The organism is Paenibacillus sp. IHBB 3054, assembly GCF_051594305.1.
In the GTDB taxonomy this organism is placed as follows: domain Bacteria; phylum Bacillota; class Bacilli; order Paenibacillales; family Paenibacillaceae; genus Paenibacillus_AQ.
Genome location: NZ_JBOFBG010000014.1, coordinates 92914 through 116523 on the forward strand (window position 1 = coordinate 92914; position 23610 = coordinate 116523).

General features: G+C 49.6%; 21 protein-coding genes and 1 pseudogene. 14 read left to right on the plus strand and 8 right to left on the minus strand.

The features are described 5' to 3' along the window. The first annotated feature begins 78 nt into the window (after nt 1–78). The 5 genes from ACQ76X_RS17050 to ACQ76X_RS17070 all read left to right on the plus strand — a co-directional run bounded on the left by ACQ76X_RS17050 (nt 79) and on the right by ACQ76X_RS17070 (nt 3501). The gene (locus ACQ76X_RS17050; RefSeq protein ID WP_438495138.1) at nt 79–963 is read left to right on the plus strand and encodes a hypothetical protein; all 885 of its coding nucleotides are present in this window, start codon (nt 79–81) and stop codon (nt 961–963) included. A gap of 105 nt (nt 964–1068) precedes the next feature. Next, the gene (gene serC / locus ACQ76X_RS17055; RefSeq protein WP_038599110.1) at nt 1069–2160 is read left to right on the plus strand and encodes a 3-phosphoserine/phosphohydroxythreonine transaminase; all 1092 of its coding nucleotides are present in this window, start codon (nt 1069–1071) and stop codon (nt 2158–2160) included. A gap of 160 nt (nt 2161–2320) precedes the next feature. After that, the gene (gene trmL / locus ACQ76X_RS17060; RefSeq protein ID WP_438495139.1) at nt 2321–2785 is read left to right on the plus strand and encodes a tRNA (uridine(34)/cytosine(34)/5-carboxymethylaminomethyluridine(34)-2'-O)-methyltransferase TrmL; all 465 of its coding nucleotides are present in this window, start codon (nt 2321–2323) and stop codon (nt 2783–2785) included. Between the two features lie 124 nt (nt 2786–2909). After that, a complete protein-coding gene (locus ACQ76X_RS17065) occupies nt 2910–3164 on the plus strand; it encodes an AbrB/MazE/SpoVT family DNA-binding domain-containing protein (protein ID WP_341091264.1) in 255 nt (84 codons plus the stop codon). Between the two features lie 196 nt (nt 3165–3360). After that, nucleotides 3361–3501: a hypothetical protein gene (locus ACQ76X_RS17070; protein WP_438495175.1), complete on the plus strand. Its 141-nt coding sequence runs from the start codon at nt 3361–3363 to the stop codon at nt 3499–3501. 26 nt (nt 3502–3527) lie between these two features. On the opposite strand, the gene ACQ76X_RS17075 is transcribed toward ACQ76X_RS17070, so the two are convergent. Together ACQ76X_RS17075 and ACQ76X_RS17080 are read right to left on the minus strand one after the other, a co-directional pair. Beyond that, on the minus strand, nt 3528–4595 hold the full coding sequence (locus ACQ76X_RS17075) for a phosphodiester glycosidase family protein (RefSeq protein ID WP_438495140.1): 1068 nt from the start codon (nt 4593–4595) through the stop codon (nt 3528–3530). Then, on the minus strand, nt 4592–4999 hold the full coding sequence (locus tag ACQ76X_RS17080; RefSeq protein WP_038588412.1) for a hypothetical protein: 408 nt from the start codon (nt 4997–4999) through the stop codon (nt 4592–4594). The genes ACQ76X_RS17075 and ACQ76X_RS17080 overlap by 4 nt, the downstream gene beginning before the upstream one ends. 281 nt (nt 5000–5280) lie before the next feature. Here ACQ76X_RS17080 and ACQ76X_RS17085 point away from each other — a divergent pair, with 281 nt between their 5' ends. The 5 genes from ACQ76X_RS17085 to ACQ76X_RS17105 all read left to right on the plus strand — a co-directional run bounded on the left by ACQ76X_RS17085 (nt 5281) and on the right by ACQ76X_RS17105 (nt 10122). Beyond that, nucleotides 5281–5937, plus strand: coding sequence for a response regulator transcription factor (locus ACQ76X_RS17085; protein ID WP_076113063.1), 657 nt, complete (start codon nt 5281–5283; stop codon nt 5935–5937). A 66-nt stretch (nt 5938–6003) separates the two neighbouring features. Next, nucleotides 6004–7221 (plus strand): PLP-dependent aminotransferase family protein, encoded by a 1218-nt coding sequence (locus ACQ76X_RS17090; protein ID WP_438495141.1) that lies wholly within the window; start codon nt 6004–6006, stop codon nt 7219–7221. Between the two features lie 546 nt (nt 7222–7767). Then, a complete protein-coding gene (locus tag ACQ76X_RS17095) occupies nt 7768–8343 on the plus strand; it encodes an HAD family hydrolase (RefSeq protein ID WP_438495142.1) in 576 nt (191 codons plus the stop codon). Nucleotides 8344–8631: 288 nt separating this feature from the next. Continuing rightward, nucleotides 8632–9324 carry an ABC transporter ATP-binding protein gene (locus tag ACQ76X_RS17100; RefSeq protein WP_438495143.1) on the plus strand — a complete coding sequence of 231 codons (693 nt, stop codon included), beginning with the start codon at nt 8632–8634 and terminating at the stop codon, nt 9322–9324. A gap of 24 nt (nt 9325–9348) precedes the next feature. After that, the gene (locus ACQ76X_RS17105) at nt 9349–10122 is read left to right on the plus strand and encodes a hypothetical protein (protein WP_438495144.1); all 774 of its coding nucleotides are present in this window, start codon (nt 9349–9351) and stop codon (nt 10120–10122) included. Nucleotides 10123–10125: 3 nt separating this feature from the next. On the opposite strand, the gene ACQ76X_RS17110 is transcribed toward ACQ76X_RS17105, so the two are convergent. Beyond that, entirely contained in the window at nt 10126–10974 is an 849-nt protein-coding gene (locus ACQ76X_RS17110; RefSeq protein ID WP_438495145.1) for a DUF2161 family putative PD-(D/E)XK-type phosphodiesterase, read from the minus strand. Between the two features lie 248 nt (nt 10975–11222). On the opposite strand from ACQ76X_RS17110, the gene ACQ76X_RS17115 reads away from it, so the two are divergent. From ACQ76X_RS17115 to ACQ76X_RS17130, 4 genes and pseudogenes are all read left to right on the plus strand, one after another. Then, nucleotides 11223–13118, plus strand: coding sequence for a PrkA family serine protein kinase (locus ACQ76X_RS17115; RefSeq protein ID WP_038588431.1), 1896 nt, complete (start codon nt 11223–11225; stop codon nt 13116–13118). A 465-nt stretch (nt 13119–13583) separates the two neighbouring features. Next, on the plus strand, nt 13584–18134 hold the full coding sequence (locus ACQ76X_RS17120; RefSeq protein WP_438495146.1) for an S-layer homology domain-containing protein: 4551 nt from the start codon (nt 13584–13586) through the stop codon (nt 18132–18134). Nucleotides 18135–18281: 147 nt separating this feature from the next. Beyond that, nucleotides 18282–18581: pseudogene (locus tag ACQ76X_RS17125) on the plus strand (helix-turn-helix domain-containing protein); the annotation flags it as partial. Between the two features lie 104 nt (nt 18582–18685). After that, nucleotides 18686–19192, plus strand: coding sequence for a GyrI-like domain-containing protein (locus ACQ76X_RS17130; RefSeq protein ID WP_438495147.1), 507 nt, complete (start codon nt 18686–18688; stop codon nt 19190–19192). A 210-nt stretch (nt 19193–19402) separates the two neighbouring features. Here the strand turns inward: ACQ76X_RS17130 and ACQ76X_RS17135 are convergent, their stop codons facing one another. The 5 genes from ACQ76X_RS17135 to ACQ76X_RS17155 form a co-directional block, all read right to left on the minus strand. Continuing rightward, on the minus strand, nt 19403–20797 hold the full coding sequence (locus ACQ76X_RS17135) for a SpoVR family protein (RefSeq protein WP_438495148.1): 1395 nt from the start codon (nt 20795–20797) through the stop codon (nt 19403–19405). A gap of 88 nt (nt 20798–20885) precedes the next feature. Continuing rightward, nucleotides 20886–21158: a hypothetical protein gene (locus ACQ76X_RS17140; protein ID WP_438495149.1), complete on the minus strand. Its 273-nt coding sequence runs from the start codon at nt 21156–21158 to the stop codon at nt 20886–20888. 363 nt (nt 21159–21521) lie between these two features. Then, nucleotides 21522–22535, minus strand: a complete 1014-nt coding sequence (locus tag ACQ76X_RS17145) for a glycosyltransferase (RefSeq protein ID WP_438495150.1) — start codon at nt 22533–22535, stop codon at nt 21522–21524. Next, nucleotides 22532–23191: a phosphodiester glycosidase family protein gene (locus ACQ76X_RS17150; protein ID WP_438495151.1), complete on the minus strand. Its 660-nt coding sequence runs from the start codon at nt 23189–23191 to the stop codon at nt 22532–22534. Before ACQ76X_RS17150 ends, ACQ76X_RS17145 begins: the two co-directional genes overlap by 4 nt. A 170-nt stretch (nt 23192–23361) precedes the next feature. Continuing rightward, nucleotides 23362–23502 carry a hypothetical protein gene (locus ACQ76X_RS17155; protein WP_438495152.1) on the minus strand — a complete coding sequence of 47 codons (141 nt, stop codon included), beginning with the start codon at nt 23500–23502 and terminating at the stop codon, nt 23362–23364. Nucleotides 23503–23610 lie beyond the last annotated feature (108 nt).

Genomic DNA, 23610 nt, shown 5'->3' on the forward strand with positions numbered 1-23610 from the left:
CGCTTTTTTCAGCGGTGAAGAGGTTCTGAGAATATTGGTAACAATAATAATAAGCAAAAGAAAGAGGAAGAATAACTTATGGCTTACACTCTCACTAATGGGATACTTACTGTGGAGATTGCTGATACTGGAGCCTATAACGGCACTAGATTTGATTGGACAGGGTTTATTACACAGGTAACACTGGAGCAGGGTAAACATACGTTTTGCGTTCCGGAAAGCCTCGTGCCCGGGCAGGGTACTGGCGGTTTTGGGCTATGTAATGAATTCGGCATTTCCCGGGCAATTGGCTATGACGATGCAGAAGTTGGAGAATGGTTTCCAAAGCCGGGAGTAGGGCTGCTGCAGAAGCAGGAAGATGCTCCCTATTTTTTTGCCGGAAGTTATCCGCTGATTCCCTTTGAGGTGATTGAAGAACACACTACAGATTCGGTTACTTATTCGGTGCAGCCGATGGAATGCCGGGGGTACAGCATGCTTTTGACCAAGAGGATCTCGCTTGACGAAGACAAGCTGAATATCTCTTACACCTTGGAGAACAGAGGGTCAAAGGAGCTTCTGACGGAGGAGTACAATCATAATTTTGTTGGAATTAACGGTAAAAATGTCGGATCAGGGTATGAACTGAGATTGCCGGACAATGTCAGGGTAGAGCAGGCGGAATCCATTTATACAGAGGAATTGCTCAGCCGAACCGGAGATAAACTAAGCTGGAAGAATGAGCCGGACCGACCCTTTTACTGTAAGCTGGGAGGCTGGGAAGATGCATTAAATTCCTTTTATTGGGAAATCACTCATCAGCCAAGCAGAGTTGGGATCAGGGAATACGGAAATTTCCAGCCGGAACAGATGGCGCTGTGGGGCGAGAAGCATGTTATTTCGCCGGAAGTTTTTGCGGACATCAGCATTTTACCGCGTCACAGCAAGGATTGGAGCCGCAGCTATCAGTTTTTCACCATTTAAGCCTGGCGATTATACCTTCTATGTGAATAATTATACTTGATGGTGTGTTAGATTACTGCTATCATAATCTCTATCCATATTCGCAGGAGAGAAAGGGTGGGGGCAATTTTGAGCAAGAGAGCATACAATTTTAATGCAGGTCCGGCGGCGCTGCCGCTTGCAGTATTGGAACGCGCACAAGCGGAGTTTGTCGAATTCCGGGAAAGCGGAATGTCCATTATGGAGATGTCGCACCGTGGGGCTGTATACGAGTCCGTTCATAACGAAGCTCAGGAACGTCTGCTGTCACTCCTTGGCAATCCGCAGGGCTATAAGGTATTGTTCATCCAAGGCGGAGCAAGCACCCAGTTCGCCATGCTTCCGATGAACCTAGTCTCCGAGGGCCAAGTGGGCAGCTATGTTATGACAGGAAGCTGGGCGGATAAAGCCCTCAAGGAAGCCAAATTGGTTGGTGGCGCCCATGTCGCCGCATCCTCAGAGGACAAGAAGTTTCTGGCGATTCCAGAGCTTAGCAGCATCAAGGCAGCGGATAACGCAGCGTATCTGCATGTTACGTCGAATGAAACGATTGAAGGAACACAATATGCGGAGTTTCCGGATTCCGGCTCCATTCCGCTGATTGCAGACATGTCCAGCGACATTCTGAGCCGCTCCTTTGACGTGAATAAATTCGGACTGATTTATGCCGGCGCACAAAAGAATCTCGGACCGTCAGGCGTAACTGTAGTTATCGCCAAAGAAGAGCTGATCGCGAAGTCGCCTTCCAATATCCCGACGATTCTGCGTTACGATACGCATTATAAGAACAACTCTCTCTACAATACGCCGCCATCCTTTTCTGTATATATGGTTAATGAAGTGTTAAAATGGATTGGGGAGCAGGGCGGGCTTGCAGGTATCGAAGTCAAGAACCGCGACAAAGCCGGGCTGCTCTATAATCATATTGACGGCAGTGATGGTTTCTACCGCGGGGTTGCGGAACAAGGCAGCCGCTCCATCATGAACGTTACATTCCGGATGCAGTCGGAAGAGCTTGAGAAGCAATTCGTCAAAGCCGCCGAACAAGAAGGTTTTGTCGGTCTTAAGGGCCACCGTAGTGTTGGAGGCTTGCGTGCATCCATTTATAACGCGGTTCCTTATGAGAGCGTTAAGGCGCTTACCGATTTCATGCAGCATTTCCGGCAAACTCAGGGCTAATGAATGAAAGTTTCTGAACCTTCCGCCTGCAGGCGGAAGGTTTTCTGCGTGACACACCACGCGCCGTGTATGATCTATAAGCGCTGCCTTCACCTTAGAGGCTGTCCTTACTAACACATTATAGGGCTGTTAGAGCCTACAGAGAGGAAGCATTCACACTATGGCACTTCATATTGTGCTGGTAGAACCGGAAATTCCGGCGAATACCGGCAATATTGCCCGCACTTGCGCGGCAACAGGCACGCATCTTCATCTGGTCCGCCCCTTGGGCTTCCGTACAGACGACGCTACGCTGAAACGGGCAGGACTCGATTACTGGCACGCTGTAAATATCGAATATCATGATTCTTTTGGGGAAGTGCTGGAGAAGTATAAGGAAGGCCGGTTTTTCTATGCTACAACCAAGGCCGAAAAGCGCTATACCGATTTTGCCTTTCAGGATGGGGATTTCTTCGTTTTCGGCAAGGAAACCAAGGGTCTGCCAGCCGATATTCTGGAAGCCGGGAAAGAAACGAGAATGCGCATGCCAATGAGCGAGGCTGTCAGATCGCTTAATTTGTCAAACTCGGCGGCCATTATTGTCTATGAGGCGCTGCGCCAGCTGGACTTCCCGCAACTTTTCTAAAAACGGACATGAATTTCTATTTATTTCAGCAGGATTCGACAATTGATTAACGAAATAGTTGAATAGTGCCGAAAAAAGTAGTAGTTACTAATTATTAGTTGAACAGGAGAGGTGTAAGTTAGATATGAAACCTGCTGGCGTTGTTCGGAAAGTAGATCAGCTGGGTAGAATTGTTCTGCCTAAGTCCCTGCGTAAAAGGTATCAAATGAATGAAGGCGACCCGGTAGAAATTCTGGTACAGGGCGACCATATCATTCTGGAGCGTTACCGCCCCAAATGTGTATTCTGCGGATCAGTTGAAGGTGTAAGTGAATATAAAGATCGTTATATTTGTGCTGAATGTCTTGGGGAAATGACTCAGCTTTCAAGACACGCCTAGAAATTACGCTTTCTCCTGCTGAAAGCAAGCAAATTTAATTGTACATAGTATGGCCGCAGAGGGTGTCTGCCGCCTCCATTACTAAAAAAAGCACCGCACAGATGTGCGGTGCTCTTTTTTTGAAGCAGCGAATGCTTTGGTCCATCCAGGCTTTTATAAGCCCTTGGTCTTATCGTCGTTGTAGGAGGAGGTTAAAATGCCGGTCAGGAACAGCAAAAATACCAGGGTTATTATCCAAAAGGTCAAGGAAAACGACATGCTGGACACCTCCATAAGGATCTGTATTCGTTATCCTGATTATAACCTGGTCTATATCAAAAACAAAAGAAAAATGTGAGATGCCGCATAGACAACTGAAAAAAGTTATTTGAAAAACAGGAAGCTGGTCGGCACCTGGCGTAGATTTCCGTCTGATGGATTGTTAATAACCTTTCCTCTAAAGATTAGGGACGAAGATCCACCGCCATCCAGATTGTAGGCATCAATCACACCCATGTTGTACAGCTTGTTCTGGATTTCCTCCAGCGTAGCTCCGGAGTTGCCGTTTTCGTTGTAGCCGTCGGCCACGAGCACGAGAAGCTGATCATCCTTGTACTTGCCGATTACGGTGCGTGGGGCACGTTTGGGACTCGTCTTCCACTTATCCGGGATCACCATCTTGGTGTTGTTCTTCAGCAGGACCGGGACAAAGGTGGCGCCGAACACCGGCTCCAACTGGTCGAGTTGTGTCCGGCTGAAGAATTTACCGCCGATCAGCTGTGCTGATTTATTCAGGCCAACGAAGCTGAGATCCTTGTAACTCGGCTCGAATCCGTACAAATATTGGCCGTCTACAACGGTTGTGGACAAGGGATAACGTTTACCGCCCTTATCGGCAAACCCTCCGGCATTGATGCCGGCTGTTGCACCGTAACGGTTGACGGCGCGCATGGTAGTTTCAGCTCCGCCGGAGCCGTCTCCGGCCAGGCTCATTTTCATGGCGGAAGCATCCTTCAGCTTAATTTTTAGGGCATAGGCTTTATAGTTACCGGGATTTAAGCGGTAAAGTTCGATGGTAATGCGGTCGCTGTTCACAATATCGGCAGGAATTCCCAGCCTGGCTGAAATTCTCCGGTTATAGATTTGCTCCGGGCGGGATGCCTGGGCTTTGGCGGTATTAACAATGGCATTCATCGCGTTTGTTGTTTGTTTGTAGAGCTGTGCACTGGCACCTATTGAATCTATGGTATAGGAAGCAGAGGCCTCGGCCAGCTTCAAATCATTCTTCAAAGAGGTTGTTAATTCAAGCGGCCCCGGGGCTGCAGCGAACTGTTCTGTGTTCAGCTTCAGGTTAAGCGGCGGCTGATACCACCACAGACAGAGCAATAACCCGAAGAAGGGAGCAGTCAGCAGCATAAAGAACCGGTTGACTCGTTGGACAGGGGTTCTCATTTAAGCAGATCCATCTCTTTCTTCAGGGCATCGAGTTGCTTGCGGACCTCGTTTAATTGGGTATACAGCTTGTTGCTGTTGTCTGTCTTGCTGCTTGCATTGTCTTTGGTAAAGGTGAGCAGTTCATTAAAGCTCTGAACAGTGCTCTGCAATTCCTTCACCTCTTCAGAGAGAACGGCGATTCGCGATTCATAATCGGTCTTCAAAACGGTAAGCTGCTGCTGGCTTTGAGTGCCAAGTTCGCTCAGCACCTGCTGCTTTAGATGGTTGGTATAGCTGTACACGGCATAGAAGCCGAGCCCGATCATCAAAATCCAGAACAGTAAAAACCATTTTACGGAAGGGCCGCTTCTCGCTGCAGTACGGCGCGAGTGTACCGGGGTCGATTCCGCTAGCGGTTGCATTACATCACCTCAGGCTGTTTTTTTTCAAGTCCTCATTCTATCAGACTTTTTGAGTTTTCGCAAAAGTGAAAGAGAGTCTGAAAACGTGAAAAAGTAATTGCATCCTATTAAACTACTGCGATACAATTTCTATAGATTGGAATATCTGATGGGCGTATACAAGGTAAAAGAAGGAAGAAAGGATAAAAATGCAACCATCCTTGCATGCGTAATAACCGTAAAACCCCGAGGCGTTTTCCACTCCGGGTAAATTATATAGATAGCAGGAGGTAAGGGAGTTAATGATGAAGGTGTGGCGGGGGATCATCGTGGGATGTCATCCCACAAGTATGCTTGGAACAAAATTGATTTTGGAGGAAGGGGGAGAGCTGGAAATTCTGGGGATGTATTCGACTTGGAACGAAGGCGTTTACAATGTGCGTGAAAGTCAGCCGGACCTGGTGCTGGCGGATTATCAGATGCCGGAAGGAAATGTGGAGAGCATTCTGCCGGAGATGAAGAGCAGTTCGCCAAATTCTCATTTCATCATCATGACGGAAGAAGAGGACAAGACTTTATTTCAGCCGCTGCTTGAGCTTGGGGCAAGCGGAATACTCTCCAAGGGAGCTTCTCCCCGCCAGTTGCTGCTGATGATTGACGGATTGCGGGAAGGTTTCCTCTCCATACCGTTTGACTGGATTGAAAAAGGATTTCGGCTCGCACCATCGTCACAGGGACTGGATGCCGTCATGCAGCTGACCCAGACTGAGATGTTCATCATGGAGCGAATTGTGCAGGGAATCACTTATGACAAAATAGCACTAGAAATAGAGGTAAGCCGGCGTTCCATAGACAATTATTTGCGCAAAATTTATGTGAAGCTTGAAGTGTCGACGAGAGCGCAGGCTATCGAGAAGTTTGCTCTTTTCTCAAGGCAGAACAAGCAAATCTACGCATAGGATCACCCTAACGACATATTGCCGGCTGGGCTGGAATATTCTTGGTACCAGGGGAGGGGGGAACATATGAGATATGAGTTTTCTGCCCGCGCACATACCTTGCTGTCTTCACCGCTGTTGAGTATCCGCACCAAGACGCGCCGGGGCACGTTGATTTCACTGGCGGAAGAGCTTCCGGCGGAAGAATTGTTCCCGCTGTCCTTGCTTGCCGAAACCGCGTCCACAGTCATCTCCGCAGATGCCGGGGCACTGCAGTACGGTGATCCGGAAGGGTACGGCCCGCTGCGGGAGTGGCTTACCGGAGATTGGCTGAAAGCCAAAGGTGTGGCTGTTGCCGAGGGCGGAGTTCTTCTGACAACGGGAAGTCAACAAGCCATAGATTTGCTGTCCAGGGTATACATAGATCCCGGAGACCGGGTTCTTGTAGAGAATCCCACCTCACCAGGCATTCTGCAGGCGCTTCGTATGCAGGGCGCGGTGATTATTCCCGTGCAGGGAGACAGAGACGGACTGCTGCCGGAGCATCTGCGTGCCCAAATCCGGCAGCACCGGCCGAAGATGCTGTTTGCAACACCGAGCTTTACGAATCCAAGCGGTATTCTCTGGAGCCTGGCAAGACGCAAGGAGGTGCTAGAACTGTGTATCGGCCATAGCGTGCTGATTGTCGAAGACGATTCCTATGGTGATCTGCATTTTCAGCGTTATGGCCAGCATCCGTCCGTAAAATATCCGTCGCTATATGCGCTGGAGAATGTAAGCGAGGGTGGACATGTGCTCTACATCGGTTCTTTCAGCAAAACGGTCGCGCCCGCTCTGCGGACGGGCTGGGCGGCAGGCAGCCGGGAGCTTATCGGCATGATGGCTGCCGCAAAGCAGATGGCCGACTGGCAGTCCAGCTCCCTGAATCAGCGGCTGCTGCATCATCTGCTGGATGTCACCTCTTTTGATCTGCGCGAGCATATTGCCCTCTTGAACCGGGAATACAATACCCGCCTCAAGCTAATGGCTGAACTGCTGAAGCGTCCGGCCTGGAAGAGCAGCACCTATAGTCTGCCGGAAGGCGGCATGTTCCTGTGGGTATCGCTGCCGGCTGGGCTGGACGCTATGGCACTGCTTAAGGCCTCGCTGGTTAAAGGCGTAGCTTTCCTGCCCGGCCCGCTGTGTTGTGTCAGCGGCGGCGGCAACCGCATCCGCCTCAACTTCAGCCATCCCGGCCGGGATGAGCTGCTACTGGGCATGAACCTGATGAGCGAGGCCGTGACGGAGTTTACGGCCCGGAGCTGAGGGGAATGGGGTTATTGATTACAGCTGGGTTGATTGGTTAGAGTTTAGAAGTTAGAGGTTGTAGTTTGTGACATATGAGAGGCTATGAGTAGCGTCTGCTGTATTTAGTACAATAGATTTCCCTTTTTTGGCAGTCTGATAGGATTCTGTTGCATTCTGTGCAGGAGAATTGGGCGAGAATGGGCTTTTTGGGTGAACATGGGGGCGTGATCTCTACCCTATGAGCGAATTACGCGATAATTGCACTTTATACATCTAAAACTCCATATGGATGGGCGAATGAGGAGATAGCTGCACTTCGTACAACTAAATAGATGTCATTCGGGCAAAACGAAAGGATTCGCCATTTTTAATTGCAGAGCATACAATTATATCTTTGAAACAACTATATTGCTCCCGAATAGCTGCACCAAATACACTTATCTGAACTCGGAGCAAGCAACCTAAACCAGAGTTCATCCGCAGCAAACAACAATCAAGAGGTTGGCGGGAGTCAGCAGCAGATAACTCAATAATCAACGCGCTTACGTGTGGAAGGGCAGGAAGATGGAAATTAAAGCGGTGCTCTTCGATCTGGATGGAACGTTATTGGACCGCGAGTCCTCTCTAGTCTCTTTTGTCCGCGATCAGTATGAACGATATCCACAATTTCAGTCTGTTCCCAAAGAAAAATTTCTGCAGCGGTTTGTCGAGCTGGATCAGCACGGTTATGTCTGGAAAGATAGAGTGTATCAGCAGCTTCTTGAGGAGTTTTCTATCCGGGAGCTAAGCTGGGCAGAACTTCTGAATGATTATTTGCATGGTTTTCAAGGACATTGTATCGGATTTCCAAATATGTTGAGTATGCTTACGACATTAAAGGCAAACGGAATCAAACTCGCGCTGGTATCCAACGGCTTTGGACAATTCCAATATGATAATTTTCAAGCTCTGGGGATCAGCCCTTTGTTCGATGAGGTGTTGATTTCAGAGTGGGAAGGTCTGCGCAAGCCGGATCCGGCGATTTTCCTTCGGGCATTGACTAAGCTAGGGGTTAAGGCGGAGGAAACGCTGTTTGTCGGCGACCATCCGGACAATGATATCCGGGCGAGCCGCGCCGCAGGCCTCAGAGCAGCATGGTAACAAAGTACACAGTTTTCTACGGATGTAGAGGCGGATGTAATATTTGAAGATCTTAAGGAATTAGTTCAGTATGTAATAGTCGATTTATAATAAATAGTTGGGTATTGGCAGTGTGCAGGCTAGTATTGGTGAAAAGGCAAGTCTTCCGGTATGGGGGGCTTGCTTTTTGTTTATGTAACTATATGGCATTTCAGCGCAGCATGCAGGGATGTTTCGAGTACAGGAGTCTAATGATTTTGAATGTATATATATGGATATAAGAAAGATCGAATGAAGAGGAGGGGCATTTTGGGAAATATACTGGAATGTACGAACCTGACGAAAATGTATGGGAAAAAGGCTGCTTTAAACGGACTGAATCTGACAGTTCCCAAGGGAAGTATAGTAGGGCTGTTGGGGCCGAACGGGGCGGGAAAAACGACGCTTATGAAGCTGATCGCGTCTTTGCTGCGGAATTATAAAGGGACGATTACAGTCGGTGGACAACATCCCGGTGTGGAAACTAAAAAGATTGTATCCTATCTGCCGGACAGAGAATTTCTGTATTCATGGATGAGTATTGAGGAGTGCATTGATTTTTATCATCACGCTTTTGCCGATTTCCAGCGGGACAAGGCCTGCGGAATGATAGAGATGCTCGGATTGAATCTTAAAGATAAGGTGAAGTCCCTGTCCAAAGGAATGCAGGAGCGTGTGAGCTTATCGCTTACGTTTGCACGCCGGGCCCAATTATTCGTACTAGATGAACCATTAGCGGCTGTCGATCCATCAACGCGTGATAAAATCATGCAGATTATCCTGGATAATTTTGACTCTGACAGCTCCATTCTGATCAGTACCCACCTGATTCGTGATGTCGAGAGCTTGTTTACGCATATAGCGATTGTGGACGAAGGAAAAGTGCAGCTGCAGGGGAGCGTGGAGGAATTGAAACGAGAGTATGGCCTGCCCATTGAGGATTTGTTTAAAAGCATCGTTTAACCATTTGAGAAGGGGAGTAGTTACGTGATTCTAGTCCATCAATTTAAACTGGAGTGCAAAAGACATTTTGCAATGTTCGCCTCGTTAACCGGATTAAGCTGCTTAATCAACCTGTATTTCCTGTTCAGCTCAGGCCAAGATCTGGCATTTCTGATTCTCACCGTAAACATGGTCATCGGCATTCTGATCCCGGTGTACATCTATGTGGATTATTACAGGGAATTCTTCACGGGTACGATGCCGGTTAATCATATGCTGCCCGTCAAGACTTCATCGCTGTTTCTGGTAAAATCGGCTGTTTTTATGCTTGGCACCACGGCGGTATGGTCGACGACATTGCTGGAGGTGTTTTTAAATCCTGATGGCTTATATCAGGCGAGGATTGCTGATTCGGCCAGTCCGGCGCTAGGAATCCTGTATCTGTTGTTGTCCAAGCTGTGCAGTATTCCTGCCGGACTGGCCTTAATAGGACTGGCGCTGGCTGCAGGCAAAAGACAACGCAAACCGTTGTTAAGCCATCTCTGCATTGCTGTCCTGATTGGTGCGGTTGTTACTGTCCAGTTCGCTCTGGTTATCCAAGACAGCTCGCACTGGAGCATAGGAACGTCGGCTAATGAGTCCTTCAAGCAATACGCCAATCTGCTGACGGTCAGTCCCATCAATCAGGAGCAGGCGGCCAATATTAACGATACGATCAGTTGGCAGTCTATTGGCATGAATCTGCTGGTCGCCTGTGTTGCAGGCAGTGGGGCAGCCCTTCTGCTGAACGGACGGAAATATGAGCTGTATGGAAAATAAAGCTTAGGCTCGGCTTCCGGTGATATTCGCATATTCGATCAGCGCCGCTGTTCCGGCGGCAGTGAGCGTGTAGCGGCCGCGCCCCACCCGGAAGAACCACCCATAGTAGTTCTTCTGCAGGAATGCGGCGGCGCCCGGTACGCCGCTTCTCTTGCGCAGCTCGGCGGGTGTGACGCCGAGCGGAGCTTTCGCCCGGCTGTCCGCAGCCGCCGGGCTAAGGGCAGACGCAGCGGCGTCCGCTGCTGCGTCTGCCCCTGGCGCGCCGCCGCGTCCGGCGCGCTTCCCGGCGAGGCCGGCCGCCGCAAGGGCGGCTTCGGCCTCGGCGGCCTGCAGCGCGAGTGCCACGCGCAGCGCCTTCTCGCGGTAGGCCGTCACGAGCTTGACGCGCGTGCTGCCGCCGGTGTTGTAGTCGCCGCTGCGCTCGCGGAACTCGTAGAGCAGCTGCTCGCGCCGCCGTGTGCGGCTGCGGGGCTGGGGCGGCGCGTCGCCCGGCTCCGCGAGCACCTCGACCAGCGGTGCCTTGGTCTTGTAAAAGACCACAGTGATCAGCCCAAGGCCAAGGCGGAGGCATAGCCCGCTGAGCTCGCCCCAGCGCTGGTTCACCGCGCCTTTTTTGTCACGCACGCGCTCCACGGCGAGATAAACGTTGGGACTTAACCGCAATCGTTCAACCCCCTGCAGCAGCAGGGCGAGGTTGAACGATTTTTTCATCTCCACGATCAGCGGCTGCTCCTCACCCTCACGCAGGCCTACCAAATCACAGGTCCGCACCTCGCCTTTGATGTCATAGCCTTGTCTCTCAAAAAAACTCTTCAAAGGAGCATATAGCTCCGTTTCATGCTTTACGGCCATATTTGTCACTCCTGTGTCCTAATGTTGCGTCCCCAGCTGAATCTATAGGTTTACGGTTGAATGGCAAAGTGTCTGAATAAGCTTGGAGGACAAGCCCGCACTTTGTGCCGGTATTTTATAAGGGAAATCATGATTCTCTATTATAGCACAGCAAAAAAGAGGTAAACTATTCCGGGCTCGCCGCATAGGTATGTAATACACTTTTAAAGCTGTGGAGCAAGTAGGAGCGCAAGAGGAGGTAGCGAGCAATGGATATTTTTGAGCGTATAGCTTCGTATCGGGCTGAGAACGACCGTTTGGCGTGGAGCGGCACCTTCAAGGACTATATAGAACTGCTGAGAAAAGACCCCTCTCCCGCTAAAACAGCTCATTCCCGCGTATACGACATGATCAAGTCACACGGCGTAGAGGACATTAATGGACGCAAGCGGTATAAATTTTTTGAGCAGGAGATTTTTGGACTCGACCGGGCGGTGGAGAAGCTGGTGGAGGAATATTTTCATTCCGCAGCCCGGCGTCTAGACGTACGCAAACGGATATTGCTGCTTATGGGACCGGTCAGTGGAGGGAAATCGACATTGGTTACTCTGCTGAAACGTGGCCTTGAGCAGTATTCGCGTACGGATGCAGGAGCGGTGTATGCCATTGAAGGCTGCCCGATGCATGAGGACCCGCTTCATTTGATTCCGCTGGAGCTTCGCCCTGAGATCGAGAGAGAACTGGGTGTGCGGATCGAGGGCAATCTCTGCCCTTCCTGCCAAATGCGGCTGAAGAATGAATACCACGGCGACATCGAGCAGGTGAAGGTTGTACGGGTGTTGCTGTCGGAGGAGGAGCGGGTGGGCATCGGGACCTTCAGTCCGTCCGATCCGAAGTCGCAGGATATCGCTGACCTTACAGGCAGCATCGACTTTTCCACGATTACCGAATTCGGTTCGGAATCCGATCCGCGCGCCTACCGCTTCGACGGGGAACTGAACAAAGCGAACCGCGGAGTGATGGAGTTCCAGGAAATGCTCAAATGCGATGAAAAGTTTTTGTGGAACCTGCTGTCGCTGACCCAGGAAGGCAACTTTAAGGCCGGGCGCTTCGCATTGATTTCGGCGGACGAGATGATCATTGCCCACACGAATGAAACGGAGTACAAATCTTTTATCTCCAACAAAAAGAATGAAGCGCTCCAGTCCCGCATGATCGTCATGCCTGTGCCGTACAACCTGAGAGTGTCGGAAGAGGAAAAAATCTACGCCAAGCTGATCGCCCAAAGCGACATGAAGCATGTGCATATTGCGCCCCACGCGCTGCGCGCCGCTGCGATTTTCTCAATCCTGACCCGCCTGAAGGAGAGCAAGAAGCAGGGGATGGACCTGATCAAAAAGCTGCGCATGTATGACGGTGAAGAGGTTGAAGGCTACAAGGAAGCCGACCTCAAGGAGATGCAAACCGAATATTTGGATGAAGGCATGTCAGGCATAGACCCGCGTTATGTCATCAACCGGATTTCCAGCGCCCTGATCAAAGGCGATCTGCAGTGCATGAACGCACTGGATGTGCTGCGGGCGATCAAGGATGGCTTGGATCAGCACCCTTCGATTACTAAGGAGGAACGGGAACGGTATCTGAATTTCATATCCATCGCCCGCAAGGAATACGATATTCTGGCCAAAAGCGAAGTGCAGAAGGCGTTCGTTTACTCTTTTGAAGAGTCCGCCAAAACGCTGTTTGAGAATTATCTCGATAACATCGAAGCCTTCTGCAACTGGGCCAAAATTCGTGATCCGCTGACAGATGAGGAGATGGAGCCGGATGAGCGGCTGATGCGCTCCATTGAAGAGCAGATTGGCATTTCCGAAAATGCGAAAAAAGCTTTCCGTGAAGAAATCCTGATCCGTATTTCCGCCTATTCCCGCAAAGGCAAAAAGTTTGAGTACAACAACCACGACAGGCTGCGGGAAGCGATCGAGAAGAAGCTGTTTACCGATCTCAAGGATATCGTCAAGATTACCACCTCCTCCAAAACGCCGGATGAAAGCCAGCTCAAACGGATCAACGAGGTATCCAGACGCCTGATTGACGAGCATAACTACTGCCCGATCTGCGCCAACGAGCTGCTGAAATATGTCGGAAGTTTGCTGAACCGGTGACCGCATTCATTAGGCACATTCTCCGAACAAGAAATCTGCAAGCTGCATACTTTTATATGTAACTGCAACACTGCGGACTGCCATAAGGCGGTCCTTTTTGTGGTGTTTTTTAAGTGAAATGTACTTCTGAACGCGAATGCAAAACGCTGAAGCAGAAAGCTGATGCACGACATATGCTGAACTTGTCCAGGGGGCAACAGCACTTATTTATGTACTTTGAGCACATATCCCCAGATTCGCGGACCGTATAGTCCTTATGATGCTGCAAATGCCGTTAAATATAGCGAATATGGAGAAAAAGCTGCATCCCAGTCCGCGAGAAGTGCAAATCTATCTGAAAGACACCAAAAATACATACAAAAGTCGACATTTTCATAGGAAATCAATTTTTTCTTATAGTCGAAATTTAGGAGATCGTGTAATTTAATAGCGGATTCATTTTTTTTATCATTGGGGGGAAGAATTTTGTCGAAGAGGAATATTTTGAAGAAAGGTTTTGCCTTATTACTTGTGATTTGTTTCACGCTATCTCCGTATACCTCCGTATTCGCCGGGACGGCTTCGGATATTTCCGGGAATTGGGCCGAACCGCAAATTAGCAAGTGGATGGAAAAAGGCTTCATCTCTGGATATCCAGGTGGCCGCTTTAAACCGGCCACTCCCATCACCAGAGCCGAACTGGTTTCATTAGTCAACAAATCCTTTGGATTTGTGGAGACCAAGTCCGTGGAGTTCAAGGATGTGGCAGCTTCAAGCTGGGTGTATCCGGAGTTGTTAAAAGCAAATGCTGCTGGATACATTAGCGGATATGGCAACGGCTCTTTTGGACCGGGCAAGAAGGTAACCCGTCAGGAATTAGCGGTCATTGTCAGTAAACTGCTCGGATTAACTGCAACAGCAGATGCCAACTTCAGCGATACAGCGGACAGTCCGGCATGGTGCAAAGACGCCATCAGTGCAGTGCAGGAGAAGGGGATCATGCAGGGCTTTGCAGACAACAGCTTTCATCCGGGTGATCCGGCGACCCGCGCCGAGGCTGTAGTTATTTTGGATAGAACTCTGGACATACATAATTCTGCAGTAAGCGTAACATACAGTACACCAGGTACCTATGGCCCTGTAGCAGGGAATGCCGCAACCCTTCAGAATGTTATCATCAACTCGCCGGATATCAAACTCCGAAATACGACCATCAGCGGTAATTTACTCTTGGGAGAAGGTATCGCAGAAGGCGAAGCGGTCCTTGAGAATGTGACCGTCAAGGGAACGACTACCGTCTCCGGCGGCGGTGCTCACAGCATTCATTTTGACAAGAGCATTCTTGGTACGGTCATCATCGACAAAAAGAATGGCAGTGTAAGAATTGTGGCAGAAGGAACGACAACGGTTGCCAATCTGCAGGTTCAATCGGAAGCGGCGATTGAATCGATCACGGGGGCAGCTGTAAGTGCAGTAACCTTATCGAAAGAGCTGCCGGCAAATGCCAAGATAAGCTTGAAAGGCAGCTTTAAGGAAGTCAATATTCAAGCACATAATATTGCTGTAGATATTCCTGAAGGCACGATTCAGAGTCTAAACGTGGCTAAAGAAGCCACAGGCAATAAACTGATGAATGAAGCCAGCATCACAACGATGAATATCAATACTGGCCTGGATGTTACAGGCAAAGGTAAAATTGACACTGCGGTCATCAATGCCGTAGGCATTACGATGGAAACTTCGCCAGTCAAGCTGGAAGCTGGTAAAGACAGCGGCTCCGATGTTAAGGTCAAGATTGGAGGTGTTGACAAGTCGGCTACGACGCCATCACCAACAGCGGTGGGAAACACTAATCCGGCTGTACCGTCGACAACGGCAACCCCGACACCAGCGGCGACAGCAACACCAGCCGCGACAACAACACCAGTGGCGACAGCAACACCAGCGGCGACAGCAACACCAGCCGCGACAGCAACACCTGCCGCGACAACAACACCAGTGGCGACAGCAACGCCAGCCGCGACAGCAACACCTGTGGTGACAGCAACGCCAGTAGCGACAGCAACACCTGTGGTGACAGCCACACCGGTAGCGACAGCAACACCTGTGGTGACAGCCACACCGGTAGCGACAGCAACGCCGGAGCCAACTGGAACACCGCCAGTATTGGGCGGCAATGTTAAGGGAAGTTTTACGTATGCAGACGGATCAATGCTTGGGGATGGATACCTGTATCTTTACAGGATGGAGAATAGAGTCGGAACTTCTTATAAAGTGGAGCTGGAGGACGGACGGTTTAGTATAGAGCTGCCGGACGGTCAGTACTACTTAAACAAGCTTTATATCCAGGAGAATCAAGAAACTATCGCTTTGTTCCATCCATTTAAGGTTGCAGATGGGAAGCTGGATTCAGGGATGCTGGAACTCAAGTTGTCTCCTAAATCGACAGGAACCATTCAATTTTCGGATGGCAGCACCATCAGCAATGGAAGCCTGAGTATCAGCAGTTCCAATACCAATCCTTCTTCCAATTACAGTGTTGATCTCCGGAACGGAGCCTTCAGTCTGTATTTGCCTGACGGCAATTATCAGGTCCATAGTTTATATAGTTCCGATATCCAAGAGAATATAGCAGTGAACTATACGTTCACCATTACAGGAGGACACTCCACACCGAGTCCCCTAAGCTTTATAATACCTGCAGCTGTTACGGGAAAGTTCAAAAATTTCGACGGAACACCGGTTGCTTCCGGAACGATGAATGTGAGCCGGACGGATTCCGGCAATAATTCAAGCTATTTTGCCGGAATAAAGGAAGGACAGTTCACTCTCTACTTGCCGGATGGGGATTATCGTATCAATAATCTGTTTTCTTCGGATAATACGGTGATGATGGGCGTCAACCAGACGTTCAGTGTGACCGGCGGCCAGACTAATCCGAGTCCGCTTGAAATTACGCTGCCGAAGCTGTTCAAGGGAACGTTAAGTTATTCAGATGGAAGTCCTCTAGGCGATGGTTCCGTGTTCGTGCTGAACACTGCAACAGGTGACAGCAATCCTAGCTACTCTTCCCAGGTGATTGATGGGCAATTTAAGGTCTACCTGCCTGACGGCACGTACCAGTTGAGTGAATTCCATAATACAGATAATTCTGAGAGAATATCACTGGACTACAGCTTGACCATTGCGGGCGGTCAATCTACTCCTAATCCAATCAAGATTGTCGTTCCCAAGAAGCTTACGGGAACCATTGTAGATGGAGACAACCATCCGATTGATTCAGGCAAACTGTATGTGTACAGTACGACCAGTCCCAAAGTCCAGTATAATGCGGATATCAAAGACAGCAGGTTCGCGCTCTTTCTGCCGGACGGTACTTATCAGGCAGAAATGTTCTACGACGCACAAAACAAGAGGACCCCACTCAGCTATTCATTCACAGTAACGGAAGGACGTACTGTTCCAAGCACTCTATACATTGTCGTTCCTTCGGAAAATGTCGCAGGGACTGTAAAGTATTCGGATGGCAGAGATATTGAGGATGGTACGCTGCACATTACTAAGCGAAATATTTCAAATCCTATTTCTATCGATGCCCAAGTGGAAAAAGGATCTTTCAGGCTCTATCTTGAGGATGGAGATTATGAGATCGTCAGTCATTATAGTAAAAACAACAAGGAATCGTTACAGATCTCCTATAAGTTCAAAGTAGTGAATAAGAAAAGCTTACCTGCTCCGTTGTCTGTTATCGTGCAACTCAAGAATGTAACGGGGACGTTGCAATTCGAGGATGGTTCAACAATAAAGGATGGATTTCTGTCCATTACAGAAGAGACCACCCAAGCCTATATAACGATTCAAGTGAAGGACGGGAAGTTTAGCTCTTACTTGCCTGACGGCAAGTATAAAGTGCACAGATACAACGTCACAGGCTCACAGGAGAATATTTATCTCACCTACAACTTTACGGTAGCCGGAGGGAAACCGGTCCCGGCCATGCTGGATATTAGGATCCCCAATAATAATGTAACGGGTACACTTAAATATCCGGACGGATCGGCGGTTCCTGATGGCAAATTATCATTCAAAGGCTTGACTATCGGAGCAAGTACTGCTGTTACTAACGGACAATTCACGCTTGCCATGGCCCCGGGAAAGTATGAAGCCTATGACTATAACAATTCAGCGATTCCGCTCTACTCATTCGAAATTGTTGATAAGCAAATGAAAATCCTGGATATTACCATCCCTTTCAAGAGCGAGATCAAGGTAACCTATGCTGATGATACAGCACTTGGTAGGAGCTACTTAAATATTAGCACTGATGGAGGGACATATACGAGCTATGGTACATCTTCACAAAATGGCGTATTCAGTCTTTATCTTCCCGATGGAAAGTATAAGATACATAGTGTAACCGACAATGTTACCCGGGAGAATATTCCATTATATACTGGCATCACTGTAACTGATGGACATCTTAACCCGCAGCCGTATATTCTGAAGCTTCCTCCAAAAGTTTCGGGCTTAATCATTAGTGCAGATGGAACACCAGTTGCCAATGGAACAATCTTTCTCCACAGTGTCGGGGGCAGCGAATACAAGGCATACTCTGCTGTAATCAAGGACGGACAGTTCTCCTTGTATCTCCCGGAGGCTGACTACACAGTGGATAAATTTACTGATGAAGCCAGTCAGAAGGACATTAAAATCTACTATTCCTTTAGTGTTGCAGCTGGACAGTCAGTGCCAAATCCGCTTGTGATTACCGTGCCTGTGGAGTATTCCGGTACAGTTACTAAAGGCGGTAAACCTATGACTGGCGTTGTTCTATACTTGCATGACACTGACAACAACAACTCGTATTCAGGACAAATAAAAGACGGGAAATTCACCGTACTCTTGCCTGACGGAAACTACCAGCTCGATAGAGTCAATGACATGAATAACTTCAAGGATTATACGCTCAATCTGAAGTTCAAAGCCTCAGCCGGAGTCGTAGATCCAGGGGATTCTCTGACCATTACGATTCCTTAAGCAGATCTCCTGCACAGCAACACAATATGCTTACAAGCATCATATATACAACAGGCAAGCCTCCGGTATACGGGGCTTGCCTGTTTTTTTAGCGTGTGCTTCCGAACAGCAAACGAGGAACAGCCCGCTTGCAAACTGCTTGTTATAATGAAATCACCGTACGGGGAAAGGCTGGGTGACTCATTGAATTACAGCAAGGATATTGAGAGATGTATCGATTATATTGAGGAAAATATTAAAGACAATCTGACTGCTGAGAAGATTGCCGCCGAGGCCGGATATTCGCTATATCATTTTAGCCGGGTATTCAGTCTGTGCAAGGAGATGTCTGTAATGGAATATGTACGGAGCCGGAAGCTGTCACTGGCAGCGGTCGAATTGTTCAGCGGGCGGAGAATTATTGATATTGCGCTGGAGTATGGCTTTGAGACGCCAAGCGGTTTTACTAAGGCGTTTCGCAAGGCCTATGGCTATAGCCCATCACAGTATGCGTCGCGTATGGACGGTTATCTTCAGGGCGGTTCTGTTGTCAAAATCGGAGGTTATTTAATATGCATAAACCGGCCTTTAAGGTCGCTGGTTACGGTATTGAAACCAATGTGGCCGAAGGCAATTATACCAAGGACATCGCTTCTTTCTGGAGCCATTATGATGGAGAGAATCTGGAATCCAATATGTATGAAATTCTCGCACCCCCAAGGCACGGAGAAGTCGGCTTATGTGTTCCAGCCGCTGAGAGCGGAAACGCCACTTACCTGCTTGGCGTGATCGTTGACGATTATAGCGGGGTGACCGATGAGATGCTGACAGTTGAAGTGCCTGAGGCAGTCTATGCGGTATTCACCACACCGCCCGTGGATACATCGAAGGATGAGGAGCAGAAGGATTTTGCTCAGGTGATCAAGTGCACCTGGAAGTATATCTTTGAGGAATGGTTCAAGGATAGCGGGTATGTCTATGACGAAGGCAAGCTAGATTACGAGTTCTACGACGAACGCTGCCATTCCAGGGTGGATACGGTGATGGAGATTTATGTTCCGGTGAGGGCGCGACTGTAAAATTTGAAAGGGGGCAAAGGCTGATCGGTGAATGGGCTTCACTGCGCGAATGTTTGGACTTCCGGCCGCTATCGCTCCTACAGTTCCAAAATTCTCTCCGTTACGCTCACCTCCATAGCCTTTGCCTGTTTATTCCTATTGTTAAGGTCGCTGTGGGTAGCGACCTTAACAATAGCCCGCTCGCACAAAGTATGTGCTACTACCAATCTATTACACAAACTTCCGCTGCACCTTTTTACCGTCATAGGTAAAAAGGGCTTTTTTGTCTTCTACTACGGTTTGGAGGTGCACGGTCCTGCCCCAGAGGGCATAGATGTGCGGGAGCGTGCGTTCCAGATATTTCAGGTCAAGCTCAATACTCTCGTAGCGGTGGGCGATCAGCAGCTCGCCATTGCGCTCGTAATCGGCATCCTGAACAACAAGGTAGGGAGAGCCGCCGTTGACCCGGGCGAGCACGAGCTGATCGCGTACATTTTCCCAGGCTTTGTCGGTGATTTTCCATTCCGGACCTTTTTTCTCAAAGACATAGAGGTCGAGGTCATTAACCAGCTCTTTGGACAGGTAGCTACGGATAAATGAAATGTCGGAATCCAGTTCACGTACCTCAAACATTTTGTCGCGGTCCCAGCGGCGTTCGATGTCTTCAAAGATTTTGAGCCCCAGATAGTAAGGGTTCAGGCTCTGGCGCGAAGGCTGCACGACTGAGGAATTGAGCTTCGAGTATTCAATTGTCTCCTCAGGAGTCAGGTCCAGCTCGCGCATGATCCGCTGATGCCAATAGGAGGCCCAGCCTTCGTTCATGATTTTGGTCTCCATCTGCGGCCAGAAATAGAGCATTTCGTCACGCAGCATCGTCATAATATCGCGCTGCCAGTCCTCCAGCACGGTCGAATACTGCTGGATGAACCAGACGATATCCTTCTCCGGCTCAGGCGGGAAGGCCCGTTTTCCTGCGGTTTCCGCTGCCTGTGGCTCTGCTGAAGCCGGATCCAGATTCCATAGCTCGCTATAAGGACTTGGCGTAGCGTTACCGCCGGCTGGGGCATCCTTGCGTTCCTTCATCTTGGCTTCCAGCAGATGGGTTTTGCCCAGCTTGCGCGGCTGGATCAGGCTGGGATCGATATGCTCCTGAATGGCCAGCACGGAGTCAATGAAGCTCTCCACAGTATCCCTTCCGTAGGTCACCGAATAGCCGGCAATCCGGTCGGCTGTGGCTGACATGCTCTCGACCATATCCCGGTTGGACATGGAGAAGCGCATGTTGTTCTTGAAGAAATCGCAATGCGCCAGCACATGCGCGACAATCAGCTTGTTCTGGATCAGCGAGTTTCCGTCCAGCAGGAAGGCATAACAGGGATTGGAGTTAATGACGAGCTCATAGATTTTGCTTAGTCCGAAATCGTATTGCGATTTCATTTTGTGAAACGTTTTTCCGAAGCTCCAGTGTCCAAATCGGGTAGGCATTCCATAGGCCCCGAACGTGTAAATAATATCGGCAGGACATATTTCATAACGCATCGGGTAAAAATCCAGCCCAAATCCGGTCGCAATCTCCGTGATCTCGGCAATCGCCCGCTCCAGCGCTTTAATCTCATCCCCGGGCATGAATCCATCGCTCCTTCCAGCTTGCTGTGTTTGCTGCAACCTATTCCGGCTAGACCGCAGAGGTTCCGTTAGATCGGTTCTGTTCTTCTTAATGTATATGGGAGGAGGGGAGTGAGTATGATGCCGTGAATCGGGAGTTGGATAAATAGACTTCGTGTAAATTGGAGTATGGTAATCGAAGAGTCGGATCGTTCGAGTAGGTACCCACAGGCCTTATCATAATGTCGCGTTGCCAGTCCCCCAGCACGGTCGAATACTGCTGGTTGAACCAGACGATATCCTTCTCCGGCTCAGGCGGGAAGGCCCGTTTTCCTGCGGTTTCCGCTGCCTGTGACCCGCTGGAGTCTGATTCAGATTCCATTCCTCGTTGAAAGGACTTGGTGCACTTTGAGCTTGAACTTGAATTTTAGTTTTGATTTTGATTTAGTCTGAAACCCAACCAAAAGGGAAAGTGACGGAGGGGAAGTTTGGAACTGGAGGAGCGAACGCGTCCGCCTTTATGGACCAATTTCTACCGCGATCAGCGGTTTGAAATCAGGAAATTGGTCCATAACAGCGGCCGGAAGTCCAAACATTCCCCGCAGTCACGACCAAACCCGAAAGGTATAGTCTTACAGTCTTATAGTCTTGCAGTCTTGCAGTCTTACAGTCTTACAGTCTTACAGTCTTATAGTCTTGCAGTCTTGCAGTCTTACAGTCTTACAGCCTCTTAATGCTTCATGCCTCAGTACACAAACCTCCTCTGCGCCCAGTAGCTGAACAGGAAGATCGAGACCTCAGTCAGCAGCTTGGCGGCGACAAGCGGGATGATCAGCTTTTCATTATAGAAATAGAGCAGCCCGTAATTAAACAACAGCACGAGAATGACCAGCGCGAAGTATTTGGGCAGCGACTCCTGGAGCCTGGACGCCTTGCCGCCGGTGAACACATATTTCCGGTTCATGGAATAGTTGAAGATGGAGCTGCACAATCTCGCGGCCGCGACTGACAGGAACAGGTTGTGGCTGAGAGTCTGGAACAGGAACAACAGCGTGAAGTCGAGCAGGGCCGACAGCAGCGATGAAGTGCTGAACATAAGAATCGGCAGATAAATCTGGAAGGAATCTACCAGAGGCCGGAAATGGGACGATTTATTATCTTCCAGATACACAGTATCAATATATTTCTCGGTAAGGGTATACCCCTCCCTATGGGCAGTCAGCAGCATGTTCATTTCATACTCAAACCGTTCTCCGGGAATCTGGCACAGCCAGTCAAGCATCGGGAAGGAGAAGCCGCGCAGGCCGGTTTGTGTATCATAGATCTTGGTGCCTGTAGTGAGGGAAAAGACTGCCCGTGTCACCGAGTTGCCGAAACGGCTGCGCAGGGGAATGGTGCCGCTGAACCGGCGGCTGCCCAGCACAATTCCGGGTGTGGTCTGGTTCTGGAGCACCTCGACAATCCGCTTAATATCATGAGGCAGATGCTGGCCGTCACTATCCGCGCAGACTACATAGCCGGACAGTCCGGTCTCCTGGATATACCGGAAGCCGGTCTTTAGAGCGCGTCCTTTTCCAAGGTTGGTCTCATGCGTCAGGACGGTGCAGCCGAAGGCTTCGGCCATGTCGAAGATTCCGCGGTAAGCCGGTCCGCTCCCGTCATCTACAAGGACGATCGGTCCAAGCTGATACTCTTGCAGCTTCACAATTAATTCCAGCAGTCGTTTATCTGGCTCATAGGCCGGAATAAGGATCGTCATGAGGTTACGCCCTCCTTGATATAAAGAATGTCGCTGACGCCGCGCTCCTGATTTTTGCCCAGCGGATTATTTACGACCCGTCCCATGAAATACATCGTGGATGAACCGCCGCCGTCCAGATTATAAGCTTCGGTAGCTCCGAGATCCGACATCACATCAGCAAGCTCGGCAAGGGTCATGCCCCGGCTGTAGCCTTCGCTGCGCCCGTCCACAACAACGAACACATAATGGTTCGGTGCGATCATGCCAATCGCGGTCCGGGGATTCGCATTCTGGATGGAGCGGTTGCCGAAATTGCTGTCGATTTTGACACTGCTGAAATCACTGACGATGTTGCCGTCCTGAATCAAAATCGGCCCGAAGGAGAGGGTATTGGTGGCTCCCTGCGCCAGCAGATCGGACGAAGAAATCTCTTCCTCGTCATACGTCTTCATGGTCCCGTCATCGAACAGCGCCATCGCATCCCGCACCGGATCATCCCGGTACACCGTTCCATTGCGAATAATGACCCCATCCTCGCGGAAGCCATAGTAATCGCCGTTGATTGCAAAGACCGCATTGTTGCTGGAGGCAATCGCTGAGGTGTCCTCTATGATGTTCGTGCCAAAGCTGCTGTCGGCAAAAGCAGAGCGCAGGCTGCTTGCCTCCTTCAGCACGACATCGGCGACAAAATAAGTGATCTGGTCTGAACCGGATCCGGTCTGTACCTGGTCGATCTGGATCTGGATATCGTCGCTGGAATAACTCCAGTCGTCAGAAGTCGCGTTAACCTCGGCTGCAACTGTGGTTGCTGCTGTGCTTACGCCGGCTGTGGCTGTGTCATCCGTTACGACGACTTCGACATGTTGATCAAGTAACGGTCCGCCAGGCTATAGATCACTGTGCCGAGACTCAGGAGGACCACGATCATCACGATCAGAAGTTTGCGTTTGAAACTCCAGGGTTGTTTTTTTCGCATGTTCATCATTGAACCATCACCTCATCATGTAAGTTGTTAAGGTCATCATACCGGGGCTACCTTTAGTGAAACTGAAATAGTAACCGCAACGGACAATTGGTATACTTTAACAGAGAT

What these genes read in the sequence shown, in the direction of transcription:
- ACQ76X_RS17070 (WP_438495175.1), top strand. Translation starts at nt 3,361, where the DNA reads ATGCCGGTCAGGAACAGCAAAAATACCAGGGTTATTATCCAAAAGGTC.
- ACQ76X_RS17155 (WP_438495152.1), bottom strand. Translation starts at nt 23,502, where the DNA reads ATGATGAACATGCGAAAAAAACAACCCTGGAGTTTCAAACGCAAACTT.
- ACQ76X_RS17065 (WP_341091264.1), top strand. Translation starts at nt 2,910, where the DNA reads ATGAAACCTGCTGGCGTTGTTCGGAAAGTAGATCAGCTGGGTAGAATT.
- ACQ76X_RS17135 (WP_438495148.1), bottom strand. Translation starts at nt 20,797, where the DNA reads ATGCCCGGGGATGAGATTAAAGCGCTGGAGCGGGCGATTGCCGAGATC.
- ACQ76X_RS17080 (WP_038588412.1), bottom strand. Translation starts at nt 4,999, where the DNA reads ATGCAACCGCTAGCGGAATCGACCCCGGTACACTCGCGCCGTACTGCA.
- trmL (WP_438495139.1), top strand. Translation starts at nt 2,321, where the DNA reads ATGGCACTTCATATTGTGCTGGTAGAACCGGAAATTCCGGCGAATACC.
- ACQ76X_RS17095 (WP_438495142.1), top strand. Translation starts at nt 7,768, where the DNA reads ATGGAAATTAAAGCGGTGCTCTTCGATCTGGATGGAACGTTATTGGAC.
- ACQ76X_RS17130 (WP_438495147.1), top strand. Translation starts at nt 18,686, where the DNA reads ATGCATAAACCGGCCTTTAAGGTCGCTGGTTACGGTATTGAAACCAAT.
- ACQ76X_RS17145 (WP_438495150.1), bottom strand. Translation starts at nt 22,535, where the DNA reads ATGACGATCCTTATTCCGGCCTATGAGCCAGATAAACGACTGCTGGAA.
- ACQ76X_RS17075 (WP_438495140.1), bottom strand. Translation starts at nt 4,595, where the DNA reads ATGAGAACCCCTGTCCAACGAGTCAACCGGTTCTTTATGCTGCTGACT.
- ACQ76X_RS17090 (WP_438495141.1), top strand. Translation starts at nt 6,004, where the DNA reads ATGAGATATGAGTTTTCTGCCCGCGCACATACCTTGCTGTCTTCACCG.
- ACQ76X_RS17050 (WP_438495138.1), top strand. Translation starts at nt 79, where the DNA reads ATGGCTTACACTCTCACTAATGGGATACTTACTGTGGAGATTGCTGAT.
- ACQ76X_RS17085 (WP_076113063.1), top strand. Translation starts at nt 5,281, where the DNA reads ATGATGAAGGTGTGGCGGGGGATCATCGTGGGATGTCATCCCACAAGT.
- ACQ76X_RS17140 (WP_438495149.1), bottom strand. Translation starts at nt 21,158, where the DNA reads ATGGAATCTGAATCAGACTCCAGCGGGTCACAGGCAGCGGAAACCGCA.
- ACQ76X_RS17115 (WP_038588431.1), top strand. Translation starts at nt 11,223, where the DNA reads ATGGATATTTTTGAGCGTATAGCTTCGTATCGGGCTGAGAACGACCGT.
- ACQ76X_RS17110 (WP_438495145.1), bottom strand. Translation starts at nt 10,974, where the DNA reads ATGGCCGTAAAGCATGAAACGGAGCTATATGCTCCTTTGAAGAGTTTT.